We start from the raw sequence: 15389 nt of genomic DNA, 5'->3' as shown, positions 1-15389 counted from the left end.
ATGCTGGCGAGTCTCTCCGCGGGAATGGCAGGCGCTCTGGCGGGGGGCAGCTCATCGTCTGCGGCAGCGGGTGCGCAGGCCGGGAAGAATGCGGTTGAGAATAACTCGCTTGGAAGTGTTTTAGCTGCCGCAAACGCGAATAAACCAGGTACAACAGAAAACTACGCGTCAGGTACTCAGGCCGCAATCAAAGAAGCCTGTAGCGGAAATACACCGGTATCGTGCCAGATGGCTGTAGCCGCATTGGGCACTGTGATGTCTGGCGGCGTGCTTCCTGAGGCTATGGTTATTTCTGGTGTTATCAGTGCCGGAGCTGTTGGTGGTGTTGATTATGTGATGAATGGTTCCGTTGATCCTAAAAATGTTATTGCTGCCTACTGGAGTGGTGCTTTAACACGTTATACTGGATTTGAATCAACAGTTCTTATCAATGCTGGTAGCAGCGCCATCGTAAGCTACCTGGATGGAAAAAATCCATTCCTGTACGGGACTATCGGTGGTCTTGGCGGTGCAATCGGTTATGGTATCGGTAATAAATTTATAGAACCAATGTTGGGTGACGTAGTTAATCCGACATGGAAAGCATTGCGTTGGGATGATATTGGCATTGGAGTTTCTCAGCCTTCTAGGTTAAGCCCTATTCCTGGCATAGCGGGTACATTTTCTGGTGGAGTCGCAGGTGAGGTATTCAATGTTTTAGTAGACCCTAACAATAGTGAAGTTAATGAGGGTAAATCAAAATGACCTTCAAAAGATGGTTTTTATTACTGATTACCCTCATTTTTGCGTTCGTAGTAACGGCTGATATTATTGTTTTCGTGATGTATTTTGCTGCAAAGCTATACCTATATGTTGTGCGTGATGTTCCACTCACAACATATCTTCCTGGCTTTTTAAGGCTTATTAGAGGTGCTTCCTTTGGTGGTTTGATAGCTGGTATCGGATGCTGGTATATTTATTATAAAAACGAAAAGATGTAGTTGAGAATAATCTTCTTGGTGGAAATGAGGACGCTCAGGCAGCGTGGATACGTCAGCATGGGATCGATATGGCGACCTGTTCTGATAATCCTGGTGGAGCCGCCTGTCAGAAAGCGATAAATGAGCGTGATGCGGTAGGGCTGGCGCTTGCAACAGGTACAGTGGCTCTGCTTCCTGGCAGTGCTCAGGCGATGTGGGGACTGGGCGCGGGGGCAAATGCAGGAATTGGCTACCTGGCGGATGGCACTATAGACCCGGCAAACGTAGCTATTGCGGGCTGGGTGAATGTGTTCAGTATGGGAAATGGCCTGGTGGGCACAGTGGGCTGGAATGCTGCAGGCGGTGCGTTGGGTAACTGGATTGACAACAAAGATCCACTGTCTGGGGCAGTTACAAATGGTGTCGGTGCAGGTTTGGGTTACGGAATAGGTAAGGGCATTTCCTGGGGAGCAAATGCCGGAGCAAACTGGTGGAAAGGTGGCTGGGATCCGAAATTTAACCCGACACTTCAGAAGTATACTGAAGTAAAAGGTGATTTTGGGATTTCGAAGGAAATGACGCCAAGTAATTTCCCCAGTTCGATTGGTGATATTGGGGGAAGTATAACTTCAGAATTAGGAGGGAAGTATACAGAGCAAAAAATGAAACAAGGGGAAAAGAAATGAGGTCAATAGCGCTTCTTGTTTTCTTTGTTCTGATTAGCATGTTGTCTATTTTCATTACTGGGCTAGCTTTATATGTTTTTGGGGAGTTTTTCTTTCTTTTTTACAAACAAATCCCAATATCTTTTACCACATATAATTTTCTACTCATATGCAAAATTAGCGCCTATGTTGGTGGCTTTGTAGGGATAGTTATGTGGGCTGCGAGGCTATTTAACTGAAAGGATTTTAAGTAGAAATACAATAAATTCAGCAAACCTCCGCTGGGCTTATTGCGGAGAATAACCTGATGGGCGGGAGTGAGGATGCGCAGGCAGCATGGGATAGATATGGCGAGTTGTTCTGATAACGCTGGTGGAGCCGCTTGTCAGAAAGTGATAAATGAGCGTGATGCGGTAGGACTTGCGCTGGCAACAGGTGCAGTGGCTCTGCTTCCTGGCAGTGCCCAGGCGATGTGGGGACTGGGCGCGGGGCAAATGCAGGAATTGGCTACCTGGCGGATGGCACAATAGATCCAGCAAGCGTAGTCATTGTTGGCTTAGTGCATGAACGGTAGGCTGGAATGCAGCGGGGAGTTTGGTTAGCCTTTATTCGAAAGGGGACTGCGGCGTGTCACTGCCTGATGCGCTGCGCTTATCAGGCCTACGGGGTGAATCTTTATTTGCTTGCGTTAAATTAGCGGTAAATCGCCTAAATCATGTAGCACACCAGGAAAGGTTTTTAACTATAGGGTCACTTTATGTTTATTAAGGTATCTTCGCGCTGCGATTAAAATAAAAAACTTTCTTTATTACACTTTTATTTCACTAAAGTTATTATACCGAACTGAATAAAATAAATGCGAAGCGGCTTCAGAAAGTATATTGGTTAAATGCAATATATTGCAGCCAATAAAACAGATCGCGAACTATGAAATAAGAATGCTATGATTCACATCAGACGCGGCAGACAACTGCTGGCACAGGCATTCACCCCGGAGCACCTCATGAACAACGACATTCCGCTAAAATATTATGATATCGCCGACGAGTACGCGACCGAAGCCGCAAAGCCGGTAAGCGATGCCGAACGCGACGCGCTGGCGCACTACTTCCAGCAACTGATCACCCGTTTAATGAACAATGAAGAGATTAGCGAAGAAGCGCAGCAGGAGATGGCAACCGTGGCCGGTGTCGACGCGCAGCGTATCGACGATATCGCAGAGTTCCTCAATCGCTGGGGTAACGAGTAGCCAAAGACGTGGTCTGTGTTTTACACTGCGCGCAAATTCAGTAGATATACTTTGCGAGTATTAGATTTAATCAGGTGGAAACAGCAATGAACGGAACAATCACAACGTGGTTTAAAGATAAAGGCTTTGGATTTATCAAAGATGAAAATGGCGATAACCGCTATTTTCATGTGATTAAGGTTGCTAATCCTGAGCTGATCAAGAAAGACGCGGCGGTAACCTTTGAACCGACCACCAACAACAAAGGTCTGTCTGCCTATGCGGTGAAGGTCATACCAGACAGTAAATACATCTATATCGCTGGCGAACGTCTGAAGCTCACGGCGATCAAGTCGTACCTGGTATACAGCGAAGAAGTCCCTGTTGAGACCCGTATTGATAAAGAAAACGCGGTGCTGTCTGTCGGCGTGCTGATGAACAGCATCCGGCCGAAATCAGAGGTGAAGCCAGGTGAAATGCGTAAGCTGAAAAAACTGGCTATCACCACTTTCCAGGGCACGACGCTGATCTTCTCCGAAGATGAAATCGACATCGAGGCGACAGTGAAACTGCTTAAGGTCTGAAGCTCTTCAGACTGATAAGTGCCGCAACTCTGCTATCCATTGCCCCATGCGGATGTTGTTGCTCTGAGCGCTGAGGATGTTAGAAACCGCTCGCTCAGAGCAGAAAACGTTATTCAATTGCTGAAGCCGTTGCTGGCTCCGCGTCCTTTTTATTGCTGTGGTCCAATTAGTTAGAATAAAAACAAAAGAATCAGGACGGAGTCTGGTAATAATCTATTCATAATGTTAATTATTGATTAAATAAAAGTAGCATCTCATGAAGTTGGGGTATTTTTATTTCTCATAGACGAGAATTTACACATCATGATATAATATGGTGGAGAAAACTCGCGGTTTATTAATCTGCGCGTAATGTAAATAAATTTTCGGGGAGTGCATTCCAGTGGGACGTAAATGGGCCAATATTGTTGGTAAAAAAACGGCTAAAGACGGTGCAACGTCTAAAGTATATTCAAAATTCGGTGTGGAAATCTATGCTGCTGCTAAACAAGGTGATCCAGACCCAGAATTAAACACTGCTTTAAAATTCGTTATTGAACGTGCGAAACAAGCCCAGGTTCCCAAGCACGTTATTGATAAAGCGATTGATAAAGCTAAAGGTGGCAGCGACGAAACGTTCATGCAAGGGCGTTATGAAGGCTTTGGTCCAAGTGGTTCAATGGTTATCGCTGAAACATTGACTTCAAACGTTAACCGCACGATTGCTAATATTCGCTCAATCTTCAATAAAAAAGGCGGAAATATCGGTGCGACGGGTTCTGTCAGCTATATGTTTGATAATACCGGAGTCATTGTATTTAAAGGCACTGACCCTGACCATATTTTTGAAATTTTGCTTGAAGCTGAAGTTGATGTTCGTGATGTCACCGAAGATGAAGGCAATATCGTTATTTATACTGAGTCTACCGACCTTCATAAAGGTATTGCAGCGTTAAAAGCAGCGGGAATTACAGAGTTCTCAACAACAGAATTAGAAATGATTGCTCAATCAGAAATTGAACTTTCACCAGAAGATTTAGAAATCTTTGCAGGGCTTGTTGATGCCCTTGAAGATGACGATGATGTTCAAAAAGTATATCATAACGTTGCAAATCTCTAATTCTAAATTAAAGAAATCTGTCATTGTGGCAGATTTTTTTAACGAATAGATTTGTTATAAAAAGTATATCTGGCCAGACAGTACGGCAGAAAAAGTAAATATCTGCTGGCTCAATTTTGGCTCTGTCTCGCCAGCCACTGACCGACGATAGGCCATAATTTCTCTGCACTCCGCGTCTGAAAAAAGCCCATGTGTCCAACGGAAGAAAGACCAAAATCTGCGTGCCGAATTTCGCGATGTTCGATTTTTGCGTTTTGCACTGGCTCCATCAGGGATGCAATGGCTTCAGGGTTAGCCCACGGATCGTCATCAAAACCCATCACCAGTAAAGGTAAGGTTATCTCACTTGCCCGTTGGCGTGCATCCCAGTCTGGATCGTCGTAGAAATAACCCGGCATTGCGCTCCAGCGTCCCCACTGAAGCATCACGGGAGCAGGCAAATCTTCGCCCAGTCCAAGGCGCCTGGCAGGCATATACCCGAAGATACGGCAAAGAACCGGGGCCAGAATACGCAGCAAGCACCAGACCCGCACCTTCTCTGCCGTTTGTTTTATTGTGCTCGTCACCCCGGCATGGGAGGCCACAATGACGGCCGCGTGCAGGGCGGAGGTGGCCGTGGAAAGCAGAACAGCATGTCCGCCGACACTGTGTCCTACCGCCAGCAGGTTAAGTCCGGGGAAACGCGTTTTAGCCCAGGTAGTAATGCAGCCCACGTCCTGCTCGATCCAGTCTGACATTGAGATGCTGTAGCTACGGAGCTTCCCGGATTTTGAGCGGCCCGTTCCACGGTAATCGTAAGTGATGACACTGAATCCCTGATTAAAAAGGTACTCTGCAAATCCCTTATAAAAAGCCTGTACCACCGCCGTGGCTGGGTGAAGAATAACGATCGCTTTGGCATCACTTCTTTCCCAGATCTTGGCAGACAGAAATCCGCCTTCATTTACGGGTATTATTATTGAATTCATTCGTTGAGCCTTATCTTTGTGGTCATACCAGTGAGTTCTGAATTCAATGTAGCTTTAACTACCAAATCTGGCGATTTTTTTGTTCTGTATCCCGGCCTCGTTAAAGGAGACCGTGAATAACGTAAGGCTATTTAAGCTTTCCTCTCAGAGCTTCATAGACCTCAAGCGCTTTCTGCACATTCGCCTCATCCAACGATATCTCCGAGATGTCGATAAACCACGTTCCTGAGCTATTGATAATCTATCTAAAATCTAATAATCAGGATAATCCTGTTAATTTTACAGAATGTGTAGTTATATTATGTAAATGCGCTTCGTTAATCGTCAAATGATTCCAAATAACTCCAGATATTAACCATATTTAGTAGCCATCTACAGCCACTTCGATACAGTAAACGGTTGTAAAAAAATAATTGTAAAGTAACATATGACTAATCAAAGTGGATGATTATGTCTGTTACTCTATAGTGGAAAAATACAAACATTCATCCATCAAAATTATAATCTCGAGATGAATAAATAAAAATGGGAAGAAATAATAAACGAAAGGCTCCGCAATCTAATCCGTCAAAAAAAAAGCAAAAGGATAAGAGTGTACCTAAATCTTTTCTCAAAAAATTAAGTGGTTTTATTTTATGGCTCTCAGCTACTGGTGGGCTTACATTTGCTGTTACCTATGTTTTCGATTTTTTGACTGGAGATGTAGAGGTCAAGTACGTTAAATCTTCTGGAAGAAGTTATGAATTTAACTTAACGAATAAAAGTTCTACCGACCAGGTTATTGAGTCTTTCAGAATAATTCCTGATTTTGAACAAAAGGTAATATATAAAATAACTAAAGATATCACCGGTGTTTTTACTAAGAATGGTGTTTCAATTCCTGGGGGGAATATATCCTTTATGCCTGCGTATGAGTATAAAGAAATGAATGGCTACGTATTAGCTGCGAAGTCTGATGTGAATTTCTTTGTCCCACCTTTGGTGGCGAGGAATTATGTAGAGCCGGAGTATGTTGTAGTATTTGCTGAATATAGGACGAAGTCAAATAATAAATACATGGCAAAGCTTGAATCTGCGTTAATAAATCTAAAGCTTAGAGATGGTGTTAAACGTCAAAAATATTTAATTGTTAATAATTTCTGGACTCCTATAAGCAATAGCAATTTTGTCGATGCAGTAAAAATCGCTTGTCGAGATGATGATGTCTTTGCAAAAACGGAAGAATGTAAAAAATATATTAATAATTGATTATTTTTTGCTTTTATTTTTTTTGTGAGAAAAATTTGGTGTTTATCACACAGAGTTTTTGTTGGCTATATATTATGTGTATGTATAAAGTGACAACGAAAAATAGGAATATTTTAAGCCTGGAGGTAAGATGAAAAATTTAATATTTATTGTGGATGAAGATCTTCAAGATGAACCCTCGACCGAGGAAATAATTACGACGCTAATTTCTGATGGCGAAGAAATACCTCTCGAAAATACAGTGAAAAAAGGAAAGCCATTTACCGCTTCTAAAGGGAATTGCGAGACAGAAAATAGTGATCGTAAAATGATAAATCCTTTAGTGGCCAATATTGCGCTTGAAATGGCTGCGAGATTGTTACCATTACCTGTCGCCGTTCTTGTGAACGCAGCACCTGCCGCTTATTCTTTATATCAATTGTTTTCAAAAAAAGATGAAGAAGATGTTTCCGTTGCCAGCTTGAGACAATCTGCAAGTTCTTTCGATAAATATTTAAAACGTATAAGTATGACTATCGATATGGCCTTAAAGGAAAATTACCGTTTTCAACCTGGTCATCCTCAGATAAATCAAGCTTACATTAAACACCCTCTGTCAGAGGATAATGAGTCTAAAAAAGATCTTTATATCCTCAGTGACAGCTTGGATGATATCCTGCTTCAGGAACGAGAGGCTGAGATGATAAGAGTATTTGTAAGTCTGGGTGCGACGAAAATAGAATTTCGCAAGGAAAATAAATCGAATTTATTAAGTGATGCTAAAGTAGAAATTGATGCTGCATTACCTGTTAGTTCAGCTGAGACTAACATAAAATTAAATTCAGCGACCACGGATATCGGTAGCGCTAAACGAGTTATTACTTTAGCTGGTTGTGAATGGAAAAAAGGTAAGGAACTTGATAGATCAGCATTTAGCTGGTTACCGTATGAACCATCATGGGAAAGCATTGTATTTGCAAGGGAAAAGGGTGGTTGCCTTAGTGCAGAACTGGAACTAAAAAAGAAGAGCGTATTCTCATCGACTAAAGAGGGACGTTTAGGATTTGGCATGAATGCGTTCAAAAGTTCAATAGGCGCAAGCGTGGATCTCAATCGAGAGCAAGATGAGAACTATACAGTTTATGTTGAGTTTAATCAGCCAGTGTAATATGCCATTTTGATTTCAATCCTGTTGGCAATCATCGATTGCTTAATCGATGATTGCCATTTATATGTGACAATATAGTGTAAACTAACCTAAATGACATGACGTCGCTATTTGCCCCAGCCATCCTTAAGCCTGACGCTCCTATACCTAACAAATGTGATTTACTTCACCTCCCGGCAACCAAAATCTCCTGTGACTCCACGCCGTCCTCTATCTGTTTCGCCACTTTTTGTAAGGCCGGAAGATGCTTTTCCGCTGCCTGCTCGATGCTCATGGCGCTGGCTATATACACCAGGTTCAGACAACCGATAACCCGCTGTTCACTGCGGATGGGAACGGCGATGGAGGCGATTTTTTCTTCCTGATCCCACCCGCGATAGTTCTGTCCAAAGCCGTCTTTACGTGCGCGGGCCAGAATAGCGTCGAGCTTCAGCGGTTCGCGGGCTAACTGGAACTCTTCTCCCGGTCTTGAGGCCAGTATTTCAATCAGTTCCTGACGTTCATTCTCCGGGCAAAATGCCAGCCAGGTCAGGCCGGAGGCGGTTTTCAGCAGCGGTAAACGACGTCCGACCATCGCCCGGTGAAATGACAGACGGCTGAAGCGGTGGGTGGTTTCACGTACTACCATCGCGTCAACGTCCAGTGTGGACACGTCGGTCGGCCAGATGACTTCGCGCAGCAAATCCCCCAACAGCGGAGCGGCGAGCGCAGAAATCCACTGCTCGTCACGAAATCCCTCGCTGAGCTGACGGACTTTAATGGTTAAGCGAAAGCTGTCATCGGACAGGCTGCGCCGGACGTACCCCTCATCCTGCAACGTTTCCAGCAGACGTCTGACCGTGGTGCGGTGCAGGCCGCTTAGCTCGGCAAGCAGGGCAACGCTGGCCCCACCGTCAAGCCGATTTAACATATTTAATAACATTAACCCGCGCGTTAATCCGCGCACGGTTTTGTATTCAGTACCGTCGTCACTTTTCATATTCATTGACAAATCTACAGATAAAACAACGTTGTGCACTTAGTGCACATCCAGGCATGTTTTGATTGTAGCGCAAAAACTCACTTCTATACTGACCGCACAATAAAAATTATTCACATATTTTTAACAAAACAAATTGCGCCTCACCAGGGCCTGCAATTGCGTTTTGTCCGAGTAGTGAGGTTCTGAAATGACAACTATAAATCCTGATATCCAACCCGCAGTGCAGCACACCGTGCAGGTAGCGATTGCTGGAGCCGGCCCGGTAGGGCTGATGATGGCGAATTATCTTGGTCAGATGGGTATTGAGGTACTGGTGGTAGAGAAGCTCGACACGCTGATCGACTATCCCCGCGCCATCGGTATTGACGATGAAGCGCTGCGTACCATGCAGTCCGTTGGTCTGGTCGAGAACGTTTTGCCACACACCACGCCGTGGCACGCGATGCGCTTTCTTACCCCGAAAGGCCGCTGCTTTGCCGATATCCAGCCGATGACCGACGAATTTGGCTGGTCGCGCCGCAATGCGTTCATTCAGCCGCAGGTAGATGCGGTGATGCTGGAAGGGCTGTCACGTTTCCCCAACGTGCGTTGCCTGTTTTCTCGCGAACTGGAAGCCTTCAGCCAGCAAAATGGCGAAGTGACGCTGAACCTGAAAGCGCCGGACGGCCAGCGGGAAACGGTGAAGGCCCAGTGGCTGGTGGCCTGCGACGGTGGCGCCAGCAACGTCAGGCGCTCGCTGAATGTGCCATTTGAAGGTAAAACCGCACCGAATCAGTGGATTGTAGTGGATATCGCCAACGATCCGCTGAGTACGCCGCATGTGTACCTGTGCTGCGATCCGGTGCGCCCGTATGTTTCTGCGGCGCTGCCGCATGCGGTGCGCCGCTTTGAATTTATGGTGATGCCGGGAGAAACCGAAGCCCAGCTTAGCGAGCCGCAGAATATGCGCCAACTCTTGAGCAAAGTGCTGCCGAACCCGGATAACGTCGAGCTGATCCGCCAGCGCGTGTACACCCATAACGCCCGGCTGGCCGAACGCTTTCGTATTGACCGTGTGCTGCTGGCGGGCGACGCGGCGCACATTATGCCGGTCTGGCAGGGGCAGGGGTACAACAGCGGTATGCGCGATGCCTTCAATCTGGCGTGGAAACTGGCGCTGGTGATTAATGGCAAAGCCGGTGATGCGCTGCTGGATACCTACCAGCAGGAGCGCCGCGATCACGCCAAAGCGATGATTGATTTGTCGGTTACCGCAGGCAACGTGCTGGCGCCGCCAAAACGCTGGCACGGCGCGGTACGCGACGGAGTTTCCTGGCTGCTGAACTACATCCCACCGGTCAAACGTTACTTCCTGGAAATGCGTTTTAAGCCGATGCCGCAGTACCACATTGGGGCGTTGGTGCGTGAAGGTGACGTGAAAACCTCGCCAGTCGGCAAGATGTTTATCCAGCCGAAGGTCACGCTGGAAACCGGCGAAGTGACGTTGCTCGACAACGTCATCGGCCCGAATTTCGCGGTGATTGGCTGGGGCTGTAATCCGCTGTGGGGCATGAGTGAAGTGCAGATCCAACAGTGGCAGGCGCTGGGGACGCGGTTTATCCAGGTGGTGCCGGATACGCAGATACATACCGATCAGGATAACCATGACGGCGTTATCCGCATTGGCGATACGCAAAACCGTCTGCGCGCGTGGTTTGCCCAACACAATGCCGCACTGGTGGTGATGCGCCCGGACCGCTTTGTGGCGGCCATCGCTATTCCGCAAACCCTGGGCAACACCCTGAATAAACTGGCGTCGGTGATGACGCTCACCCGCGTAAATACCGATCTTCCTGTTGAAAAGGTAGCCTGATATGCACGCTTATCTTCACTGTCTTTCCCACTCGCCGCTGGTGGGCTATGTCGACCCGGCGCAGGCCGTGCTTGATGAAGTTAACGGCGTGATCGCCAGCGCCCGCGCACGTATTGCGGCGTTCGACCCTGAGCTGGTGGTGCTGTTTGCCCCCGATCACTACAACGGTTTTTTCTACGATGTGATGCCGCCGTTCTGTTTAGGCGTAGGAGCCACCGCAATTGGCGATTTCGGCAGCGCCGCTGGGGAACTGCCGGTGCCCACCGATCTCGCTGAGGCCTGCGCCCATGCGGTGATGAAAAGCGGTATCGATCTTGCCGTGTCCTACAACATGCAGGTCGATCACGGCTTTGCGCAGCCACTGGAGTTTTTGCTCGGCGGTCTGGATAAGGTGCCGGTGTTACCGGTGTTTATTAACGGCGTCGCCACGCCGCTGCCGGGCTTTCAGCGTACCCGCATGCTCGGTGAAGCCATTGGTCGTTTCGCCAGTTCGCTGAATAAACGCGTGCTGTTTTTAGGTTCTGGTGGACTGTCGCATCAGCCACCGGTGCCGGAGCTGGCGAAGGCCGATGCCCATATGCGCGACCGTCTGCTCGGCAGCGGCAAACAGTTACCCGAGAACGAGCGTGAATTGCGCCAGCAGCGAGTAATCAGCGCCGCCGAAAAATTTGTGCAAGACCAGCACACACTGCATCCGCTTAACCCCGTCTGGGATAACCGCTTTATGACCCTGCTTGAGCAGGGACGTTTGCAGGAACTGGACACGGTCAGCAATGAAGAGCTATCCGCGATGGCGGGCAAATCAACGCACGAAGTGAAAACCTGGGTTGCCGCTTTCGCTGCCATTTCTGCCTTTGGCAACTGGCGCAGCGAAGGTCGTTACTATCGCCCGATCCCGGAGTGGATCGCCGGATTCGGCTCCCTGAGCGCCACCACACAGAACTGAAACAGAACTGAATATGCAGGAGAAAATCATGACTTACCAACCGCAAACCGAAGCCGCCACCAGCCGTTTTCTGGAGGTGCAGGAGGCAGGCGAAACCCTGCGCGTACATTTCAATGACTGTGGGCAGGGCGAAGAGACCGTGGTGCTACTGCACGGCTCAGGTCCTGGCGCGACGGGCTGGGCGAACTTTAGCCGCAACATCGATCCGCTGGTTGAGGCCGGATACCGGGTGATCCTGCTGGATTGCCCTGGCTGGGGGAAAAGCGATGGGATCGTTAACCGCGGTTCGCGATCCGATCTCAACGCCCGCATTCTGAAAAGCGTGGTCGATCAGCTGGATATTCAGAAAATCCACCTGCTGGGTAACTCAATGGGCGGACACAGTGCAGTGGCGTTTACTCTCACCTGGCCGGAGCGCGTGGGCAAGCTGGTACTGATGGGCGGTGGAACGGGCGGCATGAGCCTGTTTACCCCGATGCCGACCGAAGGCATCAAGCGTCTGAATCAGCTGTATCGTGAGCCGACCATCGAAAACCTCAAGCTGATGATGGAGATCTTTGTCTTCGACACCAGTGACCTGACTGAAGCGCTGTTTGAGGCGCGTCTGAATAACATGCTGTCGCGCCGCGATCACCTGGAAAACTTTGTCCAGAGCCTGGAAGCCAACCCGAAACAGTTCCCGGATTTCAGTCCGCGGTTGGGTGAAATCAAGGCGCAGACCCTGATTGTCTGGGGCCGCAACGACCGGTTCGTGCCGATGGACGCCGGTCTGCGCCTGCTCTCCGGGATTGCCGGTTCTGAACTGCACATCTACCGCGACTGCGGGCACTGGGCGCAATGGGAACATGCGGATGCATTTAACCAACTGGTGCTGAACTTCCTCGCACGCCCTTAAGGAACTGACATGACGAATCTTAATCTTGAGCAGTTAGCTGCTGATTTACGCCAGGCAGAGGAAAAAGGGGAAGCTATCGCCCCGCTGCGCGAATTGATTGGCGTGGACAATGCCGACGCGGCCTATGCCATTCAGCGCATCAACGTGCAGGACAGCGTGGCGCGCGGGCGGCGCGTGGTTGGGCGCAAAGTGGGGCTGACGCACCCGAAAGTGCAACAACAGCTGGGCGTCGATCAGCCGGATTTCGGCACGCTGTTTGCCGACATGTGCTACGGCGATAACGACACCATTCCGTTTTCGCGTGTACTGCAACCGCGTATTGAAGCGGAAATTGCGCTGGTGCTGAACCGCGATCTGCCCAATGCCGACACCACTTTTGATGAGCTGTATAACGCCATCGAGTGGGTGCTGCCCGCGCTGGAAGTGGTTGGCAGCCGTATCCGCGACTGGTCAATAAAGTTTGTCGATACCGTGGCGGATAACGCCTCCTGCGGCGTGTATGTGGTCGGCGGCCCGGCGCAGCGTCCGGCAGGGTTAGATCTGAAAAACTGCGCGATGAAAATGACGCGCAATCACGAAGAGGTCTCCAGCGGGCGCGGCAGCGAATGTCTGGGGCATCCGATCAACGCCGCCGTATGGCTGGCGCGCAAAATGGCCAGCCTCGGCGAGCCGCTGCGTGCGGGGGACATCATTCTCACCGGGGCGTTAGGCCCGATGGTATCAGTGAATGCGGGCGATCGTTTTGAAGCCCATATCGACGGTATTGGTTCAGTTGCCGCCACTTTTTCAGCGGCGGTTACAAAAGGAAGTCAGTCATGAGTAAGCGTAAAGTCGCCATTATCGGCTCCGGCAACATCGGCACCGATTTGATGATTAAAATTCTGCGCCACGGCGTGCATCTGGAGATGGCGGTGATGGTGGGGATTGACCCGCAATCCGATGGTCTGGCGCGCGCTCGACGCATGGGCGTTGCCACCACCCATGAAGGGGTGACCGGGCTTATCGCCATGCCGGAATTTGCCGATATCGACATCGTGTTTGACGCCACCAGCGCGGGGGCACATGTGAAGAACGATGCTGCGCTGCGCGCCGTTAAACCGGGGATCCGCCTGATCGACCTGACACCTGCGGCGATCGGTCCGTACTGCGTGCCGGTGGTGAATCTGGAGGCTAACGTTGTCCAGCAGAACGTCAATATGGTGACCTGCGGCGGGCAGGCGACTATCCCGATGGTGGCGGCAGTCTCGCGCGTGGCAAAAGTCCATTACGCCGAAATTATTGCCTCGATCGCCAGTAAATCTGCGGGGCCGGGCACTCGCGCCAATATTGATGAGTTCACCGAAACCACCTCAAAGGCGATTGAAGTCGTCGGCGGCGCCGAAAAAGGTAAAGCCATCATTGTGCTTAACCCGGCCGAACCGCCGCTGATGATGCGCGACACGGTGTATGTACTGAGTGAAGCGGCCTCCGAGATTGAAGTTGAGGCGTCTATCAACGAGATGGCGGCGGCGGTACAGGCCTATGTGCCGGGTTATCGCCTGAAACAGCGCGTGCAGTTTGAAGTCATTCCACAGGATAAACCGGTGAATCTGCCGGGTATCGGCCAGTTCTCCGGGCTGAAAACCGCGGTGTATCTGGAAGTCGAAGGTGCGGCGCACTACCTGCCAGCTTATGCGGGCAACCTCGACATTATGACCTCCAGCGCGCTGGCGACCGCTGAGAAGATGGCGCAGTCACTCACCCGTCAGGCAGGAGAAGCAGCATGAACGGTAAAAAACTCTATATCTCTGACGTGACCCTGCGTGACGGTATGCACGCCATTCGTCACCAGTATTCGCTGGAAAACGTGCGCCAGATTGCGAAAGCGCTGGATGATGCGCGGGTCGATTCTATTGAAGTGGCGCATGGTGATGGTTTACAAGGTTCCAGCTTTAACTACGGCTTTGGCGCGCACAGCGATCTCGAGTGGATTGAAGCGGCGGCGGACGTGGTGCAGCACGCTAAGATCGCCACGCTGTTGCTGCCGGGGATCGGTACTATTCACGACCTGAAAAATGCGTATCAGGCCGGGGCGCGGGTGGTACGCGTGGCGACCCACTGCACCGAAGCGGACGTGTCGGCCCAGCATATTCAATATGCACGCGAATTGGGTATGGATACCGTCGGCTTTCTGATGATGAGCCACATGACCACGCCGGAAAATCTGGCGCAGCAGGCGAAGCTGATGGAAAACTACGGCGCGACTTGTATCTACGTGGTCGATTCCGGCGGGGCGATGAACATGAGCGATATTCGCGCCCGCTTCCGCGCCCTGAAAGCGGTACTGAAGCCGGAGACGGAAACCGGAATGCATGCGCACCACAACCTCAGTCTCGGTGTGGCGAACTCGATTGCTGCGGTGGAAGAGGGCTGCGATCGTATCGACGCCAGCCTGGCGGGGATGGGCGCAGGCGCGGGCAATGCGCCGCTGGAAGTGTTTATCGCTGCTGCGGATAAGCTCGGTTGGCAGCACGGCACCGATCTGTATGCGCTGATGGATGCTGCCGACGATCTGGTGCGTCCGCTGCAGGACCGCCCGGTGCGGGTGGATCGCGAAACGCTGGCGCTGGGCTACGCCGGGGTGTACTCCAGCTTCCTGCGTCATTGCGAAGTGGCGGCGGCGCGTTATGGCCTGAGCGCGGTCGATATTCTGGTTGAACTGGGCAAGCGCCGAATGGTGGGCGGCCAGGAAGATATGATCGTCGACGTGGCGCTGGATCTGCGTAACAGCAAATAAAAATGATTACGCGGCTGGCAATGTATCAGCCGCGATTCAC

General features: G+C 50.0%; 14 protein-coding genes and 2 pseudogenes. 14 read left to right on the top strand and 2 right to left on the bottom strand.

Annotated elements, in window-relative coordinates:
* The 6 genes and pseudogenes from FDX04_RS11615 to FDX04_RS11585 all read left to right on the top strand — a co-directional run.
* The coding region (locus tag FDX04_RS11615) for a VENN motif pre-toxin domain-containing protein (RefSeq protein ID WP_170975155.1) at positions 1-744 on the top strand (744 nt) is incomplete at its 5' end.
* 226 nt (positions 745-970) lie between these two features.
* Positions 971-1645: pseudogene (locus tag FDX04_RS11610) on the top strand (filamentous hemagglutinin); the annotation flags it as partial.
* Between the two features lie 274 nt (positions 1646-1919).
* A pseudogene (locus tag FDX04_RS11600) lies at positions 1920-2215 on the top strand (hypothetical protein); the annotation flags it as partial.
* 412 nt (positions 2216-2627) lie between these two features.
* Positions 2628-2873 (top strand): YmjA family protein, encoded by a 246-nt coding sequence (locus tag FDX04_RS11595; RefSeq protein ID WP_042310259.1) that lies wholly within the window; start codon positions 2628-2630, stop codon positions 2871-2873.
* Positions 2874-2959: 86 nt separating this feature from the next.
* The gene (locus FDX04_RS11590) at positions 2960-3436 is read left to right on the top strand and encodes a cold-shock protein (RefSeq protein ID WP_061383007.1); all 477 of its coding nucleotides are present in this window, start codon (positions 2960-2962) and stop codon (positions 3434-3436) included.
* 382 nt (positions 3437-3818) lie between these two features.
* On the top strand, positions 3819-4535 hold the full coding sequence (locus tag FDX04_RS11585; RefSeq protein WP_137360355.1) for a YebC/PmpR family DNA-binding transcriptional regulator: 717 nt from the start codon (positions 3819-3821) through the stop codon (positions 4533-4535).
* A 110-nt stretch (positions 4536-4645) separates the two neighbouring features.
* Here the strand turns inward: FDX04_RS11585 and FDX04_RS11580 are convergent, their stop codons facing one another.
* A complete protein-coding gene (locus tag FDX04_RS11580) occupies positions 4646-5503 on the bottom strand; it encodes an alpha/beta fold hydrolase (protein WP_137370941.1) in 858 nt (285 codons plus the stop codon).
* 525 nt (positions 5504-6028) lie between these two features.
* Between FDX04_RS11580 and FDX04_RS11575 the strand changes: the two genes are divergently transcribed.
* Positions 6029-6751, top strand: a complete 723-nt coding sequence (locus tag FDX04_RS11575; RefSeq protein WP_137360357.1) for a hypothetical protein — start codon at positions 6029-6031, stop codon at positions 6749-6751.
* Positions 6752-6881: 130 nt separating this feature from the next.
* Positions 6882-7898, top strand: coding sequence for a hypothetical protein (locus FDX04_RS11570; protein WP_137360358.1), 1017 nt, complete (start codon positions 6882-6884; stop codon positions 7896-7898).
* A gap of 166 nt (positions 7899-8064) precedes the next feature.
* On the opposite strand, the gene FDX04_RS11565 is transcribed toward FDX04_RS11570, so the two are convergent.
* Positions 8065-8877, bottom strand: coding sequence for a DNA-binding transcriptional regulator (locus FDX04_RS11565; RefSeq protein WP_137360534.1), 813 nt, complete (start codon positions 8875-8877; stop codon positions 8065-8067).
* Between the two features lie 190 nt (positions 8878-9067).
* Here FDX04_RS11565 and FDX04_RS11560 point away from each other — a divergent pair, with 190 nt between their 5' ends.
* Genes FDX04_RS11560 through mhpE form a run of 6 tightly spaced genes read left to right on the top strand, consistent with a single transcriptional unit; the run spans position 9068 to position 15349 of the window.
* Complete coding sequence (locus tag FDX04_RS11560) at positions 9068-10732, top strand: bifunctional 3-(3-hydroxy-phenyl)propionate/3-hydroxycinnamic acid hydroxylase (RefSeq protein WP_137360359.1); 1665 nt, start codon at positions 9068-9070, stop codon at positions 10730-10732.
* 1 nt (position 10733) lies between these two features.
* Positions 10734-11678 carry a 2,3-dihydroxyphenylpropionate/2,3-dihydroxicinnamic acid 1,2-dioxygenase gene (mhpB, locus tag FDX04_RS11555; RefSeq protein WP_079225290.1) on the top strand — a complete coding sequence of 315 codons (945 nt, stop codon included), beginning with the start codon at positions 10734-10736 and terminating at the stop codon, positions 11676-11678.
* A 28-nt stretch (positions 11679-11706) separates the two neighbouring features.
* Entirely contained in the window at positions 11707-12573 is an 867-nt protein-coding gene (mhpC, locus tag FDX04_RS11550; RefSeq protein ID WP_079225288.1) for a 2-hydroxy-6-oxonona-2,4-dienedioate hydrolase, read from the top strand.
* Positions 12574-12582: 9 nt separating this feature from the next.
* On the top strand, positions 12583-13392 hold the full coding sequence (mhpD, locus tag FDX04_RS11545) for a 2-keto-4-pentenoate hydratase (protein WP_042310238.1): 810 nt from the start codon (positions 12583-12585) through the stop codon (positions 13390-13392).
* Positions 13389-14339 (top strand): acetaldehyde dehydrogenase, encoded by a 951-nt coding sequence (gene mhpF / locus FDX04_RS11540; RefSeq protein ID WP_137370940.1) that lies wholly within the window; start codon positions 13389-13391, stop codon positions 14337-14339. The genes mhpD and mhpF overlap by 4 nt, the downstream gene beginning before the upstream one ends.
* Positions 14336-15349: a 4-hydroxy-2-oxovalerate aldolase gene (mhpE, locus tag FDX04_RS11535; protein WP_038638043.1), complete on the top strand. Its 1014-nt coding sequence runs from the start codon at positions 14336-14338 to the stop codon at positions 15347-15349. The genes mhpF and mhpE overlap by 4 nt, the downstream gene beginning before the upstream one ends.
* Positions 15350-15389 lie beyond the last annotated feature (40 nt).

This window comes from Citrobacter sp. wls615, from assembly GCF_005281355.1.
GTDB lineage: Bacteria > Pseudomonadota > Gammaproteobacteria > Enterobacterales > Enterobacteriaceae > Citrobacter > Citrobacter werkmanii.
This window is presented reverse-complemented; position numbering and strand designations above follow the sequence as displayed.